The 17,949-nt window shown below is 56.8% G+C and carries 11 protein-coding genes and 2 rRNA genes; 3 read left to right on the forward strand and 10 right to left on the reverse strand.

The window, feature by feature from the left end:
- Nucleotides 1-5: 5 nt before the first annotated feature.
- From ACP4QI_RS18600 to ACP4QI_RS18610, 3 genes are all read right to left on the reverse strand, one after another.
- Nucleotides 6-2,912 (reverse strand): 23S ribosomal RNA (locus tag ACP4QI_RS18600).
- A 235-nt stretch (nucleotides 2,913-3,147) separates the two neighbouring features.
- Nucleotides 3,148-4,687 (reverse strand): 16S ribosomal RNA (locus ACP4QI_RS18605).
- Together the 16S and 23S rRNA genes form the textbook arrangement of a ribosomal RNA operon.
- A 441-nt stretch (nucleotides 4,688-5,128) precedes the next feature.
- The gene (locus ACP4QI_RS18610) at nucleotides 5,129-6,502 is read right to left on the reverse strand and encodes a PTS transporter subunit EIIC (protein WP_156264612.1); all 1,374 of its coding nucleotides are present in this window, start codon (nucleotides 6,500-6,502) and stop codon (nucleotides 5,129-5,131) included.
- A gap of 274 nt (nucleotides 6,503-6,776) precedes the next feature.
- Here ACP4QI_RS18610 and ACP4QI_RS18615 point away from each other — a divergent pair, with 274 nt between their 5' ends.
- Nucleotides 6,777-7,976, forward strand: coding sequence for an enolase C-terminal domain-like protein (locus ACP4QI_RS18615; RefSeq protein ID WP_426495804.1), 1,200 nt, complete (start codon nucleotides 6,777-6,779; stop codon nucleotides 7,974-7,976).
- On the opposite strand, the gene ACP4QI_RS18620 is transcribed toward ACP4QI_RS18615, so the two are convergent.
- Nucleotides 7,964-8,683 carry a GntR family transcriptional regulator gene (locus tag ACP4QI_RS18620; protein WP_142487068.1) on the reverse strand — a complete coding sequence of 240 codons (720 nt, stop codon included), beginning with the start codon at nucleotides 8,681-8,683 and terminating at the stop codon, nucleotides 7,964-7,966. The genes ACP4QI_RS18615 and ACP4QI_RS18620 overlap by 13 nt on opposite strands.
- A gap of 35 nt (nucleotides 8,684-8,718) precedes the next feature.
- Entirely contained in the window at nucleotides 8,719-9,372 is a 654-nt protein-coding gene (locus tag ACP4QI_RS18625; RefSeq protein WP_426495803.1) for an alpha/beta hydrolase, read from the reverse strand.
- Between the two features lie 374 nt (nucleotides 9,373-9,746).
- Here ACP4QI_RS18625 and ACP4QI_RS18630 point away from each other — a divergent pair, with 374 nt between their 5' ends.
- Both ACP4QI_RS18630 and ACP4QI_RS18635 read left to right on the forward strand, forming a co-directional pair.
- On the forward strand, nucleotides 9,747-12,725 hold the full coding sequence (locus tag ACP4QI_RS18630; protein ID WP_426495802.1) for an autotransporter family protein: 2,979 nt from the start codon (nucleotides 9,747-9,749) through the stop codon (nucleotides 12,723-12,725).
- A 119-nt stretch (nucleotides 12,726-12,844) separates the two neighbouring features.
- Nucleotides 12,845-13,462 (forward strand): DUF2238 domain-containing protein, encoded by a 618-nt coding sequence (locus ACP4QI_RS18635; protein WP_426495801.1) that lies wholly within the window; start codon nucleotides 12,845-12,847, stop codon nucleotides 13,460-13,462.
- Here ACP4QI_RS18635 and cobT read toward each other — a convergent pair.
- From cobT to ACP4QI_RS18660, 5 genes are read right to left on the reverse strand one after another with little or no spacing between them, the layout of a single operon-like run.
- Nucleotides 13,446-14,495, reverse strand: coding sequence for a nicotinate-nucleotide--dimethylbenzimidazole phosphoribosyltransferase (cobT, locus tag ACP4QI_RS18640; RefSeq protein ID WP_426495800.1), 1,050 nt, complete (start codon nucleotides 14,493-14,495; stop codon nucleotides 13,446-13,448). The genes ACP4QI_RS18635 and cobT overlap by 17 nt on opposite strands.
- Before the next feature lie 11 nt (nucleotides 14,496-14,506).
- A complete protein-coding gene (gene cobC, locus ACP4QI_RS18645) occupies nucleotides 14,507-15,106 on the reverse strand; it encodes an alpha-ribazole phosphatase (RefSeq protein WP_285126330.1) in 600 nt (199 codons plus the stop codon).
- A 2-nt stretch (nucleotides 15,107-15,108) separates the two neighbouring features.
- The gene (gene cobS / locus ACP4QI_RS18650; RefSeq protein WP_426495799.1) at nucleotides 15,109-15,867 is read right to left on the reverse strand and encodes an adenosylcobinamide-GDP ribazoletransferase; all 759 of its coding nucleotides are present in this window, start codon (nucleotides 15,865-15,867) and stop codon (nucleotides 15,109-15,111) included.
- A complete protein-coding gene (gene cobU, locus ACP4QI_RS18655) occupies nucleotides 15,864-16,409 on the reverse strand; it encodes a bifunctional adenosylcobinamide kinase/adenosylcobinamide-phosphate guanylyltransferase (protein ID WP_307763724.1) in 546 nt (181 codons plus the stop codon). The genes cobS and cobU overlap by 4 nt, the downstream gene beginning before the upstream one ends.
- Nucleotides 16,406-17,929 (reverse strand): cobyric acid synthase, encoded by a 1,524-nt coding sequence (locus ACP4QI_RS18660; RefSeq protein WP_426495798.1) that lies wholly within the window; start codon nucleotides 17,927-17,929, stop codon nucleotides 16,406-16,408. The genes cobU and ACP4QI_RS18660 overlap by 4 nt, the downstream gene beginning before the upstream one ends.
- Nucleotides 17,930-17,949: the final 20 nt, after the last annotated feature.

A 17,949-nucleotide genomic window follows, 5' to 3' on the forward strand; every position in this document is an offset into this window, starting at 1 on the left:
GTTGTAAGGTTAAGCCTCACGGTTCATTAGTATCGGTTAGCTCAACGCATCGCTGCGCTTACACACCCGACCTATCAACGTCGTCGTCTTCAACGTTCCTTCAGGACTCTCAAGGAGTCAGGGAGAACTCATCTCGGGGCAAGTTTCGTGCTTAGATGCTTTCAGCACTTATCTCTTCCGCATTTAGCTACCGGGCAGTGCCATTGGCATGACAACCCGAACACCAGTGATGCGTCCACTCCGGTCCTCTCGTACTAGGAGCAGCCCCCCTCAATTCTCCAGCGCCCACGGCAGATAGGGACCGAACTGTCTCACGACGTTCTAAACCCAGCTCGCGTACCACTTTAAACGGCGAACAGCCGTACCCTTGGGACCTACTTCAGCCCCAGGATGTGATGAGCCGACATCGAGGTGCCAAACACCGCCGTCGATATGAACTCTTGGGCGGTATCAGCCTGTTATCCCCGGAGTACCTTTTATCCGTTGAGCGATGGCCCTTCCATACAGAACCACCGGATCACTATGACCTGCTTTCGCACCTGCTCGAGCCGTCACTCTCGCAGTCAAGCTAGCTTATGCCATTGCACTAACCTCCTGATGTCCGACCAGGATTAGCTAACCTTCGTGCTCCTCCGTTACTCTTTAGGAGGAGACCGCCCCAGTCAAACTACCCACCAGACACTGTCCGCAACCCGGGTAACGGGTCTACGTTAGAACACCAGCCATTAAAGGGTGGTATTTCAAGGATGGCTCCACGCAGACTGGCGTCCACGCTTCAAAGCCTCCCACCTATCCTACACATCAAGGACCAGTGTTCAGTGTCAAGCTATAGTAAAGGTTCACGGGGTCTTTCCGTCTTGCCGCGGGTACACTGCATCTTCACAGCGATTTCAATTTCACTGAGTCTCGGGTGGAGACAGCCTGGCCATCATTACGCCATTCGTGCAGGTCGGAACTTACCCGACAAGGAATTTCGCTACCTTAGGACCGTTATAGTTACGGCCGCCGTTTACCGGGGCTTCGATCAAGAGCTTCGCGTTGCCGCTAACCCCATCAATTAACCTTCCGGCACCGGGCAGGCGTCACACCGTATACGTCCACTTTCGTGTTTGCACAGTGCTGTGTTTTTAATAAACAGTTGCAGCCAGCTGGTATCTTCGACTGATTTCAGCTCCACCCGCAGGGGCTTCACCTACACATCAGCGTGCCTTCTCCCGAAGTTACGGCACCATTTTGCCTAGTTCCTTCACCCGAGTTCTCTCAAGCGCCTTGGTATTCTCTACCTGACCACCTGTGTCGGTTTGGGGTACGATTTGATGTTACCTGATGCTTAGAGGCTTTTCCTGGAAGCAGGGCATTTGTTGCTTCAGCACCGTAGTGCCTCGTCATCACACCTCAGCGTTAACAAGGCTCCGGATTTACCTGGAACCTCCGCCTACATGCTTAAACCGGGACAACCGTCGCCCGGCCAACATAGCCTTCTCCGTCCCCCCTTCGCAGTAACACCGAGTACAGGAATATTAACCTGTTTCCCATCGACTACGCCTTTCGGCCTCGCCTTAGGGGTCGACTCACCCTGCCCCGATTAACGTTGGACAGGAACCCTTGGTCTTCCGGCGAGCGGGTTTTTCACCCGCTTTATCGTTACTTATGTCAGCATTCGCACTTCTGATACCTCCAGCATGCCTCACAGCACACCTTCGACGGCTTACAGAACGCTCCCCTACCCAACAACGCATAAGCGTCGCTGCCGCAGCTTCGGTGCATGGTTTAGCCCCGTTACATCTTCCGCGCAGGCCGACTCGACCAGTGAGCTATTACGCTTTCTTTAAATGATGGCTGCTTCTAAGCCAACATCCTGGCTGTCTGTGCCTTCCCACATCGTTTCCCACTTAACCATGACTTTGGGACCTTAGCTGGCGGTCTGGGTTGTTTCCCTCTTCACGACGGACGTTAGCACCCGCCGTGTGTCTCCCGTGATAACATTCTCCGGTATTCGCAGTTTGCATCGGGTTGGTAAGCCGGGATGGCCCCCTAGCCGAAACAGTGCTCTACCCCCGGAGATGAATTCACGAGGCGCTACCTAAATAGCTTTCGGGGAGAACCAGCTATCTCCCGGTTTGATTGGCCTTTCACCCCCAGCCACAGGTCATCCGCTAATTTTTCAACATTAGTCGGTTCGGTCCTCCAGTTAGTGTTACCCAACCTTCAACCTGCCCATGGCTAGATCACCGGGTTTCGGGTCTATACCCTGCAACTTAACGCCCAGTTAAGACTCGGTTTCCCTTCGGCTCCCCTATACGGTTAACCTTGCTACAGAATATAAGTCGCTGACCCATTATACAAAAGGTACGCAGTCACACCACAAGGGTGCTCCCACTGCTTGTACGTACACGGTTTCAGGTTCTTTTTCACTCCCCTCGCCGGGGTTCTTTTCGCCTTTCCCTCACGGTACTGGTTCACTATCGGTCAGTCAGGAGTATTTAGCCTTGGAGGATGGTCCCCCCATATTCAGACAGGATACCACGTGTCCCGCCCTACTCTTCGAGTTCACAGCAAGTGTATCTTCGTGTACGGGAGTATCACCCTGTACCCTGCGACTTTCCAGACGCTTCCACTGACACACATGCTGATTCAGACTCCGGGCTGCTCCCCGTTCGCTCGCCGCTACTGGGGGAATCTCGGTTGATTTCTTTTCCTCAGGGTACTTAGATGTTTCAGTTCCCCTGGTTCGCTTCGTTAAGCTATGTATTCACTTAACGATAGTGTGACGAGTCACACTGGGTTTCCCCATTCGGAAATCGTCGGTTATAACGGTTCATATCACCTTACCGACGCTTATCGCAGATTAGCACGTCCTTCATCGCCTCTGACTGCCTAGGCATCCACCGTGTACGCTTGGTCGCTTAACCTCACAACCCGAAGATGTTTCTTTCGATTCATCATCGACTTGCGAAAATTTGAGAGACTCTGACACACCGCTTATCTGCTCTTATTACGGAGAACAGACAGGGCATGTCGTTTCAATTTTCAGCTTGATCCAGATTTTTAAAGAGCAAAACTTCTCAATGCACTCGGAAGTACATTTAGAAGTTCATCATTCATCAGACAATCTGTGTGAGCACTGCAAAGGCAGGTTCTTTAAGGTAAGGAGGTGATCCAACCGCAGGTTCCCCTACGGTTACCTTGTTACGACTTCACCCCAGTCATGAATCACAAAGTGGTAAGCGCCCTCCCGAAGGTTAAGCTACCTACTTCTTTTGCAACCCACTCCCATGGTGTGACGGGCGGTGTGTACAAGGCCCGGGAACGTATTCACCGTAGCATTCTGATCTACGATTACTAGCGATTCCGACTTCATGGAGTCGAGTTGCAGACTCCAATCCGGACTACGACGCACTTTATGAGGTCCGCTTGCTCTCGCGAGGTCGCTTCTCTTTGTATGCGCCATTGTAGCACGTGTGTAGCCCTACTCGTAAGGGCCATGATGACTTGACGTCATCCCCACCTTCCTCCAGTTTATCACTGGCAGTCTCCTTTGAGTTCCCGGCCGGACCGCTGGCAACAAAGGATAAGGGTTGCGCTCGTTGCGGGACTTAACCCAACATTTCACAACACGAGCTGACGACAGCCATGCAGCACCTGTCTCAGAGTTCCCGAAGGCACCAAAGCATCTCTGCTAAGTTCTCTGGATGTCAAGAGTAGGTAAGGTTCTTCGCGTTGCATCGAATTAAACCACATGCTCCACCGCTTGTGCGGGCCCCCGTCAATTCATTTGAGTTTTAACCTTGCGGCCGTACTCCCCAGGCGGTCGACTTAACGCGTTAGCTCCGGAAGCCACTCCTCAAGGGAACAACCTCCAAGTCGACATCGTTTACGGCGTGGACTACCAGGGTATCTAATCCTGTTTGCTCCCCACGCTTTCGCACCTGAGCGTCAGTCTTTGTCCAGGGGGCCGCCTTCGCCACCGGTATTCCTCCAGATCTCTACGCATTTCACCGCTACACCTGGAATTCTACCCCCCTCTACAAGACTCTAGCCTGCCAGTTTCGAATGCAGTTCCCAGGTTGAGCCCGGGGATTTCACATCCGACTTGACAGACCGCCTGCGTGCGCTTTACGCCCAGTAATTCCGATTAACGCTTGCACCCTCCGTATTACCGCGGCTGCTGGCACGGAGTTAGCCGGTGCTTCTTCTGCGAGTAACGTCAATCGATGAGGTTATTAACCTCACCGCCTTCCTCCTCGCTGAAAGTACTTTACAACCCGAAGGCCTTCTTCATACACGCGGCATGGCTGCATCAGGCTTGCGCCCATTGTGCAATATTCCCCACTGCTGCCTCCCGTAGGAGTCTGGACCGTGTCTCAGTTCCAGTGTGGCTGGTCATCCTCTCAGACCAGCTAGGGATCGTCGCCTAGGTGAGCCGTTACCCCACCTACTAGCTAATCCCATCTGGGCACATCTGATGGCAAGAGGCCCGAAGGTCCCCCTCTTTGGTCTTGCGACGTTATGCGGTATTAGCTACCGTTTCCAGTAGTTATCCCCCTCCATCAGGCAGTTTCCCAGACATTACTCACCCGTCCGCCGCTCGTCACCCGGGAGCAAGCTCCCTGTGTTACCGCTCGACTTGCATGTGTTAGGCCTGCCGCCAGCGTTCAATCTGAGCCATGATCAAACTCTTCAATTTAAGTTTGATGCTCGTGAATTAAACTTCGTAATGAATTACGTATGTTCACTCAGAGACTTTGGTATTCATTTATTGTCCGGAGACATTAAGAATCCATGTCACTTTGAGTGCCCACACAGATTGTCTGATAAATTGTTAAAGAGCAGTGCAACGCGGCTTTCGCTCACCGTTGCGAGGTGGCGTATATTACGCTTTCCTCTTTCAGAGTCAAGCGATAATCTCACGCTTTTCTCTGCTGACCCGGCGGCTTGTTTGCCGTTGTTCCGTGTCGATGGAGGCGCATTATAGGGAGTTCTCCCGGGGCCGCAACCCTTAAATGACAGAAAAATGACTGACTGCTGCATTCCCCAGCAAAACCCCGCCTTATACGCATTTGCCCACAGAGTTATCCACAAACGCGCTGATATTCCCTGCGACACATACGCTAAAACGGGTTCTGAATCACGCTGCGGCTTGCTCTTTCTTCACCAGAATGGTGGTTAACATAAAGGAGAGAACCAAAGATATCGCCACGCCTGCCAAAGCAAAGACAAAGTACGGACCTATATAAGCAGGCAAACTGAAGATGCTCGACAGAATGTAGCCATAAAGACGCACGCCGAAGAAGGCAATAAAGGCTGATGCCAGCGAGCTGGCCACCGTGGCGGCAATAAAGGCTTTCTTGTAGCGCGTCAGGACACCAAAGAGTGCCGGTTCGGTAATCCCCAGCAGCGCAGAGATGGCTGCCGACAGCGTAACGGTCTTCTCCTGACGATCCCGGCTCAGACGCCAGATAGCGAATGTCGCCCCGGCAATCGCCATATTGGCCATAAACATCATCGGCATCAGCATGTCGTAGCCGCGGTCACTAAAGTTCTGCAGGGCAATCGGCGTCATAGCGTGATGCATACCGGTCAGGATCGCCACCGGACGGATGGCCCCGACGATAAGTCCGGCGAAGCTGGCCGACACGCCAAACAGCCCTTCTATAAAGAAGGCGAGTCCTTTACCCAGCCAGATGCCAATCGGACCGATCACCACCAGCGCCGCCAAAGCGCCTATAAAGAGAGTAAGCGTCGGCGTGAACACGGTTTTCAATACATCCGGCATGATGCTGTCTACCCAGCGATGGATATAGCTCAATGCCAGCACTGAGAAGATCACCGGAATGACGCTCGAGGCATAGTTAAAGACGGATACCGGGATCGCATTCATTAACCAGAGGGCGCTGACCGCCCCTTCCTGATGCGTCGCCAGCGCTTTCGCTGCTTCTATTAAGGAGGGATACATCAGACAGGCGGCAACCGCCGCGGCAAGATACTCATTGGTCTTGAAGATCTTCGCCGCCGACACGGCGAGGAAGAACGGCAGGAAATAGAAGACGCCGCTGGCAATCAGGTCGATAACCATGACGGTATCGCTTTTCGCCGACACCACCTTCAGCGCGATCAGCCCGGCCAGCAAGCCTTTTATCATCCCGGCACCGGCAATGGCCGGGACAATCGGACCAAACACCCCCGAGACGGTATCCATAAAGAGGGAAACCAGACTTTTACGCCCCTTTGTCGCCGTCGGCGCTGTATCAGCTCCCTGACCGAGCACATTAAGCATTTGCTCGTACCAGCTGTTCACCTTCGGCCCAATGATCACCTGAAACTGATCGCTCTGCAGCTGCGCGCCCAGCACCCCCGGCAGATTTTTGATCGCGGTCTGGTCGACTTTATTATCGTCGATGAGATCAAACCGTAGCCGCGTCATACAGTGCCAGACTTTATTAATATTCCCCTGGCCGCCGACCAGACGAATAATATTGTTGATGGCTTCTTGCGTCCCCATAAAGACTCCTGCCGGTATGGTTGTTGTTTTATTGATGCCACGAGAATAGATAAACCAACCAGGCAAAACAAACCAATAAAAGTTGATATCGCTCACATTTAACCATGCAAAGAGCTATAAAACCGCCATCAATCCAAAATTGGTATGGTTTTTAATTAAAATAGAATCAAATAACTGACCAAAATAAATAATAAAAAAACGGTTTACCGGCAAACATTTTTAGGGCGATGATATTCCCATTCCATATTTCCACAGAGCCGCAAAGGAGTTTCTCGTGACGCCTGTGATTATCAAAAATATCGAGTGTTTTATTACCCGTCCGGACCGTCATAATCTGGTCACCGTTCGCGTTACCACGGAGCATGGCCCCGTCGGACACGGCTGTGCCACCTTCCAGCAGCGCCCGCTGGCGGTTAAAACCCTGGTGGATGAGTATCTCAAACCGCTGCTGATTGGCCGGGATGCCAATAACATCGAAGATCTGTGGCAAATGATGAACGTGAACGCCTACTGGCGTAACGGTCCGGCGATGAACAACGCGATCTCCGGCGTGGATATGGCCCTGTGGGATATTAAAGGGCAACAGGCCGGCATGCCGCTGTATCAGCTGCTGGGCGGAAAATCCCGCGATGCGATCCCGGCTTACAGCCACGCCAGCGGCGAGACGCTGGAGGAACTCTTTGCCTCCGTTGATAAGTTTGTAGCGCAAGGCTATCGCCATATCCGCTGTCAGCTCGGTTTTTATGGCGGCACGCCATCGGCGCTGCATGCTCCGGAGAACCCGACGCCGGGTGCCTGGTTCGATCAGCATGAGTACATGGCAAATACCGTGGAGATGTTCCGCGCCCTGCGCGAAAAATATGGCCGGAAGCTCCATTTCTTACACGATGTCCACGAGCGTTTATTCCCGCAGCAGGCAGTGCAGCTGGCAAAACAGCTTGAGCCTTACCAGCCCTACTTTATTGAGGATATCCTGCCGCCACAGCAGAGCGCCTGGCTGGAACAGGTTCGCCAGCAGAGCTGTGTGCCGCTGGCGATGGGCGAGCTCTTCAATAATCCGGCTGAATGGCACGACCTGATCGTCAATCGCCGTATCGACTTTATTCGCTGCCACATCTCGCAGATCGGCGGCATCACCCCGGCACTGAAGCTGGCGCATCTGTGTCAGGCCTTTGGCGTGCGTCTCGCCTGGCATGGCCCCGGCGATATGACGCCTATCGGCGTGGCGGTGAATACGCACCTGAACATTCACCTGCATAATGCGGCTATTCAGGAATTTATTCCGCGTTCCAGGTCCACCGACAGCGTCTTCCCTGGCGCGCCTGAGGTGAAGGACGGGTTTGTCTATCCGCCGACAGCGCCCGGCATCGGCACCGGCTTTAATGAAGAGCTGGCCCTGGCGTATCCGGTGGTCTATCGCCCGCACGAGTGGACGCAAAGCCGCCTGCCGGACGGCACCCTTCATACGCCCTGATTTTGTCGCCAGGCGAAATTATCGCGGTTATAGGGGCTGACCCAGGTGCAGGTGTAGTTGATATCGATAATATCGCTTACCTCAAATACCCGGCCCCCCTCCAGGATCCCGCGATTATTAATATGCATTGCCGGGCTGCCTTTTTTGCAGCCCAGGATCACCGCCTGCTCGCGGCTGACGCTGACCGCCCGGTAGGTGGTCAACATATGGGAAATGTTCATCCCTTTATTTAATACGTACTGCTGAATGGAACGCTCAATCGCCTGCTGATTGAGATCGGGAAAATCGGCGGCCGGCATGCTGGACACTTCCAGCTGTACGGGCTGGTCATCGACGTAGCGCAGGCGGCAAAAGTGCCAGATAAAACTCTCTTCATCGATGCCAAAGATCTGCTGCGCCGCGCGATCTGGCCTCGTCTTATGCAGGCTGATCATCCGGTAGCGCATCTGATCGAATCGCTTTTCCGTGATCGAGTTGTAGATCAGTGGATTATTGCGCGCGTGCTCGTTGATCCAGATCCCCGATCCCTGCACGATCCGCACCACGCCAATACTGACCAGTTTTTCCAGCGCCTGGCGGATGGTGAAACGCGAGACGCCATACTCTTCGGCCAGCTGCCGTTCAGGGGGGAGTTTGCGTGGCCCCGCCGTGGTGTCCTGATAGATTTTGCTCAGCAGATCCTGGGTCACAAACTCTTTCTTTTTCATTGTTCGTCCTGAAGTCATTCAACTTTGATCACACATCAGCAGTCCGGCAAACCTTGCGCCAGCAGTCGCGGCCAGATGGCCGCCCAGTCCGAACCATGCTTCATCCCGCTGACTACCTCCGTTTGCACACATCTTCCCCCCACCGCCTGTTGAAAACGTCGGGCGACGGCGGGTGGCACGGTGGTATCGGCTTCGCCGCTGTAGTGGATCTGCGGCAGGGCGCGAAGCGCGGAAGCACGATCGATGGCGCTCTCGGCTGCGGGCATCGGGGTGACACGATGCAGGGCATTGACATACGCCACGTCGAGATTGCCAGCCACCGTGCGCAGGGAGCGCACATCATCCCGGCGTTCCGCCAGCAGGGCGGCGATATTGCCGCCCCCGGAGTAGCCAACCACATCGAGCTGCACGCCCGGATAGCGCAGGACCATCTGGTTGAGCGCCTCGTTCATCGCATCTATTACCGCAGGCGAGAAACGATCCTGCGTCCAGATATTTACGCGGCAGTTAGCCGGCAGCGGCGGCCCGATGAACTGGCAGGGCCGGGCAAGATAAAACACATTTGCCTGACTGTCCGCCGCGGCCAGCATCAGGCCGATCGGATGACGCGGCGTCGGATTATCAGAGGGCGTTGTGCGGCTCTTCCAGGCAAAGCCATCTCCTTCGATGTAGACCCGCAGGGATTGCACTGGTGGCGTAATCCGGTGCCAGGTAACAACAGGGAATGGATCTGTGTCAAATTTCTCACTGATCAGACCACTTTCATTGGCTATTTTATGCGCAGCACTGAGCGGATCGGCGGTAATACACCCTGAAAATAATAAAGATAAACTAATCAATATCGTTCCCTGCAAAATGTGAGGATATATCCTCATACCGCACCAGCCTTAACTCAAATTATCAACATGACCAAATATGTGGAAAGAATTCAACCGGAAATAATTAAGCGGTGCTTATTGTTTTCGGCAACAAATTGTATATTCTGCGCCCGAAGATATCGGATTAATCCGAAGAAATCACAATTGCATTTTGCACAAACATCGCAACTTTATGATGGTACACCATGGAAAAGAAACGTCTTAGCCAGCTGATCTCTCTGCTGGTGGCATCAACGACCGCGCAGGCCTACGCCACATCTCATGAATTAATTATCGACACACCGGCAAGCAGCGTTCAGATCGCTGACGCAAAAGAGTTAATGCATATCACCCAGACGGGGAGCGTAACGGGCGCCCCGGATTCGGCCTTAACCGTTAATTCGGGAGTGACTGTCACAACACTTACCAATGACGGCACCATCAGCGACGTTGTCAGTGTTCCATTATTTTTGAGCAGCAGTGTTGTGCAGATTGATGGAACCGTGGGTGAGCTTAACAATAACGGAACCATTTCCAGCCTCAATCAGTACCAGAATGGCAAAGTGGTTGCGGTAAGCGCATCGGGGGTGATTAACACCCTCACCAACAGCGGCACCATGAAGGGCGTTCAGAATACTTACAACAATAACTACGACTTCAATTCATATAACAATGGCACGATAGACAATGCCGGGACCATTAATACCTTAATCAATACCGCAGAAGGTAAGATCTCTGGTTCCCGCGCCATCAGTAACCAGGGAACCATTGATACCTTAGCCAATGCGGGTGTGATCTCCTTCACCCCAGCCGAAAATAACGTCAACAGCGGCCAAAACAGCGCCATTTTTAATAACGGTACGATTGGCACGTTGCACAACACCGGTACGATTGACGGTGGTGCGACCGATAATTACGGCAGTTCCGGGATAGATAACCAGAGCACCATTAATTCCATCGTCAATGATAATAAAATTAATGGCAGCTTCGCCGGTATTAATACCTATGGCACTATCGACACCATTGAAAATAACGGCCAAATCACCGGCAATTTTACCGCTATCTATAGCAACGGCGCCCTTGGTTCAATCATCAACAACGGTGAGCTGTCAGGCAACTCGAGCGGGATCTATATCTGGAACTACTACAACCAGAGCGCAACGACGCAGATTGTTAACAATGGCCTGTTAACGGGCGGCTATTATGCGCTGCTGGTCGGTAGCAATAGCAGCGATGGCGTGACCCTGACCAACAGTGGCGTTATTGCTGGTGAGATTTACGCCTTAAACGCGACAACATTAAACATTAACGGTGGCACCACCACCATGGGCACGCTGACCGGCCTCGAGGGCGCGACAGGGACCATTAAGGGTTCCGACGTGATATTCGGCACCGGCTCGCTGCTGCTGAACGATAATATCGTTACCAGCACGCCTGAATTCGGCCTGATGTCACTCCAGATGAGCGATGAGCAGCCTGTATCAAACGGCACCGTGGTGAACGAAGCGGCTTCCCTGCAGGTAAACAACAGCATCAACATCGCTGGCGATTACCATCAGAAAGCCGCCGCGACGCTGATTTCCGGTGTCTCCGATCTGGCGGATGCTCGCGGCGATCTGCTGGCCGATACCGGCTATGGCCGCCTCAACGTCACCGGCAATGCTATTATCGATGCGGGTTCCAGCGTTAATCTGCTGCGCACCGGCAGCACTTACCAGTTCGCCGAAGGCCAGCGTTATGTGGTCATCAATGCCGCAGGCGCAGAGACCGACTACCACGCCGATCGGCTGAATTACAAAGCCCTCGGCTATCGCGGTACGGTCAACGGCAGCGTCGCTGAACTGGATGAAAGCAAGGCCCTGGTGTTAACCCTGGGTGCAGAGCCGGTCATCACCGAGCCGGTAGAGCCTCAGCCAGAGCCAACACCCGAAGTCACCCCGCCGGTCGTGACAGAGCCCGACGTCACTGCCCCGGTCGTCACGGTGCCAACGCCGCCGACGCAGCCTGCGCCAGCGGAACCTGCACCTGCTCAGCCGACCAAACGGGGTTATGCCACTATTCCGAGCGCCACGGCGGCACTCGGCGGGCTGGCGAACTACTCCGGTATCGCCTCCCCACAGCTGCTGAATCTGTACAACGCCTCCCTGGCGATTGAAGGTAAACAGGAAGCGAACCGCGTCGGGGAGCGTCTTTCTACCAGCCAGAACCTGAACACCAGCTCCGCAGCCACCGTTGCGACCTCAACTGCTCAGGCCGTAGTGGGTGCTCACATCGATGCCGTACGTAACCCGCAGGCCTCCGGCGCCAGCGGCGTGGCAACCGGTGATGACTACGCCAACAACTGGATCGTCTGGGGTCAGCCGTTCGGCGGTTACGCTCGCCAGGACAGCACCGACAACGTCAGCGGCTACACCGCGAAGTTTGGCGGCCTGATCATCGGTGCCGACCGCGCGCTGGGTGACGACTGGCGTCTGGGCGCAGCCCTGAACTACAGCAACACCTCCGTGCACGGTAAAGACAACCTGAGCGGCAACAACTCTACCGCCGATAACTATGGGGTAATTGCTTACGCGGGTTACACCGGCAATCCGTGGTACCTGAACCTCTCCGCAGGTCTGAACCGTCAGAACTACAGCTCCGTGCGTCGCGCTGATTTCACCGGCTTCTCCGGCGCTGCCCACGGCAAGTTCAACGGTCAGTCCATCACCCTGCAAAGCGAGCTTGGCTATCCAATTGCCCTGCCGGCTGACGTGGTCCTGACCCCGCTGGCGGGCCTGACCTATGGCTATCAGCATGTGGATGGTTACAGCGAAACCGGCGGCAACGGCATGGCGCTGGATGTCAGCAGCACCCACGCGCAGTCCGTGGTGAGCGATATCGGTGCCCGCATCGGGAAGACCTTCGCCACCGGCCTGGGTAACCTGACGCCGTTCGCCCAGGTCTCCTGGATCCACCAGTACGATAACCGTCAGGTCAGCAGCCATGCGACCTACGCCGCCGATGCTATCGGTGAAACCAGCTTTATCACCAAAGGGGCCTCTCCGGTGGAAGATATGGCGGGCGTAGCCGTGGGCACCACCCTGTATGACGCCAACGATCTGAGCCTCGACGCGCGTTACGATCTGCAGGCCGGCGACCGCTACCAGGCGCACACCTTCAGTCTGCGTTTACGCAAGTCGTTCTGATTGTTATGAACGATCAACGGGGCCACGAATGGCCCCGTTTTTTTATGCTCAGCTGCCAGACATTGTATTTTTCGCCGCGTCGGTCGATAGTGTCTGTTTTTACTCAACAGTTAACTCACATGACGCAAACTGCACTCTCCTCTGGATTAAAGGTCGGCGCGCTGCTTTTACTGCTGATCCTGATTTATACCGGCCTGATGACCGCGGACCGCACCACCTGGCTGATGGAGGTGACGCCGGTTATCATCATTGTGCCGCTGCTGCTCGCCACCCAACGGCGCTACCCGCTGACTCCCCTGCTCTACACGCTGATCTTCTGGCATGCCATCATCCTGATGGTGGGCGGGATGTACACCTACGCCAAAGTCCCCATCGGCTTTGACGTTCAGGAGATGTTCCACCTGAGCCGCAACCCGTACGACAAGCTGGGGCACTTTTTCCAGGGGCTGGTGCCTGCCCTGGCGGCCCGGGAGATCCTGGTGCGCGGCGGCTACGTCACCGGCCGCAAGATGACGGCCTTTCTGGTGTGCTGTATTGCGCTGGCGATCAGCGCCACCTACGAGCTGATCGAGTGGTGGGCGGCGCTGGCGATGGGCCAGGGCGCGGATGATTTCCTCGGCACCCAGGGCGATCCCTGGGATACGCAGTCCGATATGTTCTGCGCCCTGCTCGGCGCGCTCACCACGGTACTGCTCCTCGGACGATGGCATCAGCGGCAGATTACGCTTTCAGGCTGATCCCGCTCTCAGCCAGTACCCCCATCTGGCAATACATCGCTCCGGCGGCGCTGACGATCGACATCGCCAGCGCTGCCCCGCTCCCCTCGCCCAGACGCAGATCCAGGTACAAATAAGGGGTCAAGCCAAGGTGGTCTAACGCCCGTCGGGACCCTTTTTCCGCCGAGCAATGCGATGGGATGCAGTAGCTTGTCACCTCAGGCGCAAGCTGGCAGGCGGCCATCGCCGCGGCATAGGAGAGAAAACCGTCCAGCACCACCGGCAGCCCGCACGCTCCCGCGCCGAGAATGACCCCGGTCATCCCCACCAGATCGTAGCCGCCCACTTTCGCCAGTACATCGATGGCATCGCCGGGATCGGGCTGATTGACCGCAATCGCCTGACGGACAATCACCTCTTTATGCTGGATCCGATCCGCCGGCAGGTTAGCGCCAATCCCCACCACCTCTTGCGGATCGCAGCCGCTGAGCACGCTGATAATCGCCGAGGCCGGCGTGGTGTTGGCGATACCCAGCTCGCCGGTGCCAAACACCGCGATCCCCTCTGCGGCACGCTGTTGCACCAGCCGGGCGCTGCGCAGCAGCAGCTGTTCGGCGTCATCACGACTCATCGCCGGGCCGCGGGCGATGTTACCGCTGCCACGCCCCACCTTCAGGCTCAGCATCGTCTCGATCGGCTCGCAGTCGATGCCGATATCTACCGGCAGCACAGTCGCGCCACTGTTTTTCGCCAGCACGCAGACGCCGGAGGTGCCTTTCAACATATTCAGCGCCTGCAGATACGTTACCTGCTGCGGGCTGATGGCGACCCCCTCCTCGTAGACGCCGTGATCGGCGCACATCACAACGATCTCTTTTTGCAGATCGTCGAGCCGGGTTAAGCCCCGCATCCCCGCCAGCTGGATAGCCAGGGTTTCCAGCCGTCCCAGGCTGTTGAGCGGTTTCACCAGACCATCGATATGCTGTGCCGCCTGCGCCTGTTTGTTCTTATCCAGCGGCGCAATAGCGGCCAGCAGGTCCTGTATTGTCTGCATCGGTATTGTTCTCATTCTTCTTCCCGGAAAGGACTCCGGTCGTTAAAGGCGCGTAGCAGCATAAATCCGCCGCGATTTTCTACCATCGTGTAAGCATCCTGCCGGAAGGGGAAGTGCCACAGGGAGTCAGTCGGCATCTTTAACCAGTGGGCCAGCAGCAGGCTAAGTACGCCCTGGTGCGCCACGATCAGCATGTCGCCCGGCTCCTGGCGCTGGGTTAACTCATCCGCCACGGCCTTCACCCGCCCGGCAAAGTGCGGGAAGGGCTCGCCGCCGCTGGGGGTGGCGTTTTGCCAGTCATCCAGCCAGGTCTGCCAGGCTTCGGGTTCCTCTTCGGCAATATGGCTGAAATGCCGCATCTCCCAGCGGCCAAAATCCATCTCGTTGAGCCGCGGATCGCTCCCGGTCACCGGGACGATCAATTCCGCGGTCTGCTGCGCGCGCTGCAGCTGGCTGGATATCGCCTCGCTGAACGACACCTCCGCCAGTAAAGCGCCCACCCGCGTGCTTTGCTCAATCCCCAGCGGCGTCAGGGGCACGTCGGTGCTGCCGTAGAACAGGCCGCTGGCGTTGGCCGCGGTTTGTCCGTGACGAACCAGAAAAAATCGCATGTTCAGACCCACATTAATGCCAGCAGAAAGACGATCTCTGCGGTTTCGGCCAGCGCCCCCAGGGTATCCCCGGTCTGCCCGCCGAGACGGCGGCGGAGATAGTGCACCAGACCATAAATCACGACGTAAGTGACCAGCATCGCCGCCAGCCCGTGCAGCCCGCCGATCAGCCCCACAGCTATTGCCCCGCCCAGCAGGGTCAGCGCCGCATTACGGAAGCTCACCTGGCCGATATAAAGGCTGCCCATCCCTTCGCCTTCGCGGGCGTAGCGCTGGCCGTACATCCCCAGCACCAGCGTGGCGCGTCCGGCGATGGGGGCGCACACCAACAGCATGAACCACTCTTTGGTGGGAAGATGCGCCAGGCCAATCACGGCGAAGACTTTCAGCAGAATGGCAAACACCAGCGCCAGGCCGCCAAAGGTGCCCAGCCGGCTGTCCTTCATGATCTCCAGCATCCGCTCCCGGCTGCGGGCCGAGAAGATGCCGTCGCAGGTGTCGGCAAGTCCGTCCAGATGAAAACCGCCGGTGAGCAGCACCAGCGCCAGCACGTAAGCGGCGGCGGCAATATAGATCCCGCCGCCGGTCTGGCTCACCACCAGCGCCAGCAGCCCGGCCAGCGCGCCGATCGTCGCGCCAACCAGCACAAACCATGGCACCCCGCGGGCCAGCTGGCGGAACTCCACCCCGTCGGCCCATTTTTCCGGCACCGGAATGCGTGACATCAGGCGCAGCGTCGCCCACAACATCGCTAAGCTCATTTAATTTTGACTCCAATCCCTGAGACCACCAGCCAGACCTCTTCTGCCGCCTGGGCCAGTTTCTGATTTGCCCGTCCGGCAATATCGACAAAATGCCGCGCCAGACGGTTTTCCGGGGTGATGCTCATCCCCAGCTCATTGGTAACGATGTACACCGGGACGCGGGTCGCCAGGCAGGCGGCAATCAGATCGTCGATCTGCTGCTGCAATCCAGACTCCAGCGCCGCAAAGTCCAGGGTGTCGGGATCGGCCCCGCCCGAGGCGTCGTACAGCAGGTTCGCCAGCATCGTGGTGATGCACTCGATCACCACCGCTTCGCCGGGTTGAACCTGCTGGTGGATAGCGGCCCCCAGATCGCGATATCGCTCCAGGGTGCGCCAGTGGGCGGGCCGCTGGGCGCGGTGCCGGGCGATACGCGCCGCCATCTCCTCGTCGGTGACGGTGGAGGTGGCGATATATAAAACCTGTGAATAGTGGCGGGCGACCAGCCCCTCAACGTGGGCGCTCTTACCGCTGCGCGCCCCTCCGGTCACAACAATCATTCCTTGCACTCCTGATGCTCACGCATGATCTGATAGATTCTGGCGATATCAACGTGCTGGCGCATCGCCTGCGCCAGCTGGTCAAACTGCTGGGCTTTATAGCTGGCGTATTCTGGCGCGGTTTCGAGAGGAAGTAACCCTTTACGTGCCCGCAGGCTGTCCACCAGCGCGCGGGTAAAAGCGTCGCTGTCGAACAGACCGTGCAGATAGGTGCCCCACACCAGGCCATCGTCGCTCACCGCCCCGTCGGCAACCTGCGCATTCTCTTTTTCCAGCCACAGCGCCGGCTGTGCCCCGTCGGCCCGCGCGGTTTGCCCCATGTGGATCTCATACCCGCGCACCGCCATTCCGGCGAGAGGGGCCAGCCAGCCGGGCAGCGACGCCGCCATCCGGGCGCTGACCTGGGTGGTAGTTTTGTGACGGGCAAACTGCGTTACGGTATCGAGCAGCCCCAGACCGGGCATCCGCCCGAGGCCGGATTCCACCTCATCAATCAGGGTGTCGCCCAGCATCTGATACCCGCCGCAGATCCCGAGCAGCGGCACGCCGTCCCGGTGTCGCTTCAGCAGGGCATGCGCCATCGCGCTGTCCCGCAGCCAGTTCAGATCGTGAAGGGTGTTTTTGCTGCCCGGCAGGATCAGCAGGTCGGCCTCGTCCAGCTCCTGCGGCTGGCTGACGTAGCGCACGCGTACGTCCGGCTGCGCCGACAGGGCGTTAAAATCGGTGAAGTTGGCGATATGCGGCAGGTGCACTACGGCAATGTCGATCTCACGCGCCTGACGATGGCGCGTATTGCCCCGCTGGAGCGCCACGCCATCCTCCTCCTCCAGATCGAGATCCAGCCACGGCATCACCCCCAGCACCGGTACGCCGGTTAAGGACTCAATCTGCTGTAACCCGGAGTAGAGCAGCGCCACATCGCCGCGAAACTTGTTGATGATCACGCCTTTGACCCGCCAGCGCTCGTGCTCCTGCAACAAAGCCAGGGTGCCGTAGATGGCGGCAAACACTCCACCCCGATCGATATCGGCCACCAGGATCACCGGACACCGGGCGATCTCCGCCATCCCCATATTGGCGATATCGCGATCGCGCAGGTTGATCTCCGCCGGGCTACCCGCCCCCTCCAGGACCAGGATCTGATGCTCCTGCGCCAGGCTATGATACACCCCGGCGATCTGCTCCCGCAGGCGCGGCTTGAAGTCGTGATAGCGGGCCGCATCCATACTGCTTGCCACCTCGCCCATCAGCACCACCTGAGCCTGACCGCCCGCGGAGGGTTTGAGCAGGACCGGATTCATCCGCACATCCGGCACAATCCCGGCCGCTTCGGCCTGCATGATTTGCGCCCGGCCCATCTCTTTACCGTCCGGCGTGATGCCGGAGTTGAGGGCCATGTTCTGTGATTTAAACGGCGCGGTGCGCCAGCCGTCCTGATAAAAAATGCGGCACAGGCCGGCGGCCAGCACGCTTTTTCCCACATCGGACGCGGTTCCCTGCAGCATTATTGCCTGGGTCATGCCCTCTCCTGTTTATGACA

Origin of the sequence: Leclercia sp. TB492 (assembly GCF_049974505.2) — a bacterium.
Classification (GTDB): Bacteria; Pseudomonadota; Gammaproteobacteria; order Enterobacterales; family Enterobacteriaceae; genus Enterobacter; species Enterobacter adecarboxylatus_C.

What these genes read in the sequence shown, in the direction of transcription:
- ACP4QI_RS18610 (WP_156264612.1), bottom strand. Translation starts at nt 6,502, where the DNA reads ATGGGGACGCAAGAAGCCATCAACAATATTATTCGTCTGGTCGGCGGC.
- ACP4QI_RS18620 (WP_142487068.1), bottom strand. Translation starts at nt 8,683, where the DNA reads ATGAAAAAGAAAGAGTTTGTGACCCAGGATCTGCTGAGCAAAATCTAT.
- ACP4QI_RS18630 (WP_426495802.1), top strand. Translation starts at nt 9,747, where the DNA reads ATGGAAAAGAAACGTCTTAGCCAGCTGATCTCTCTGCTGGTGGCATCA.
- ACP4QI_RS18635 (WP_426495801.1), top strand. Translation starts at nt 12,845, where the DNA reads ATGACGCAAACTGCACTCTCCTCTGGATTAAAGGTCGGCGCGCTGCTT.
- cobT (WP_426495800.1), bottom strand. Translation starts at nt 14,495, where the DNA reads ATGCAGACAATACAGGACCTGCTGGCCGCTATTGCGCCGCTGGATAAG.
- cobC (WP_285126330.1), bottom strand. Translation starts at nt 15,106, where the DNA reads ATGCGATTTTTTCTGGTTCGTCACGGACAAACCGCGGCCAACGCCAGC.
- cobS (WP_426495799.1), bottom strand. Translation starts at nt 15,867, where the DNA reads ATGAGCTTAGCGATGTTGTGGGCGACGCTGCGCCTGATGTCACGCATT.
- cobU (WP_307763724.1), bottom strand. Translation starts at nt 16,409, where the DNA reads ATGATTGTTGTGACCGGAGGGGCGCGCAGCGGTAAGAGCGCCCACGTT.
- ACP4QI_RS18660 (WP_426495798.1), bottom strand. Translation starts at nt 17,929, where the DNA reads ATGACCCAGGCAATAATGCTGCAGGGAACCGCGTCCGATGTGGGAAAA.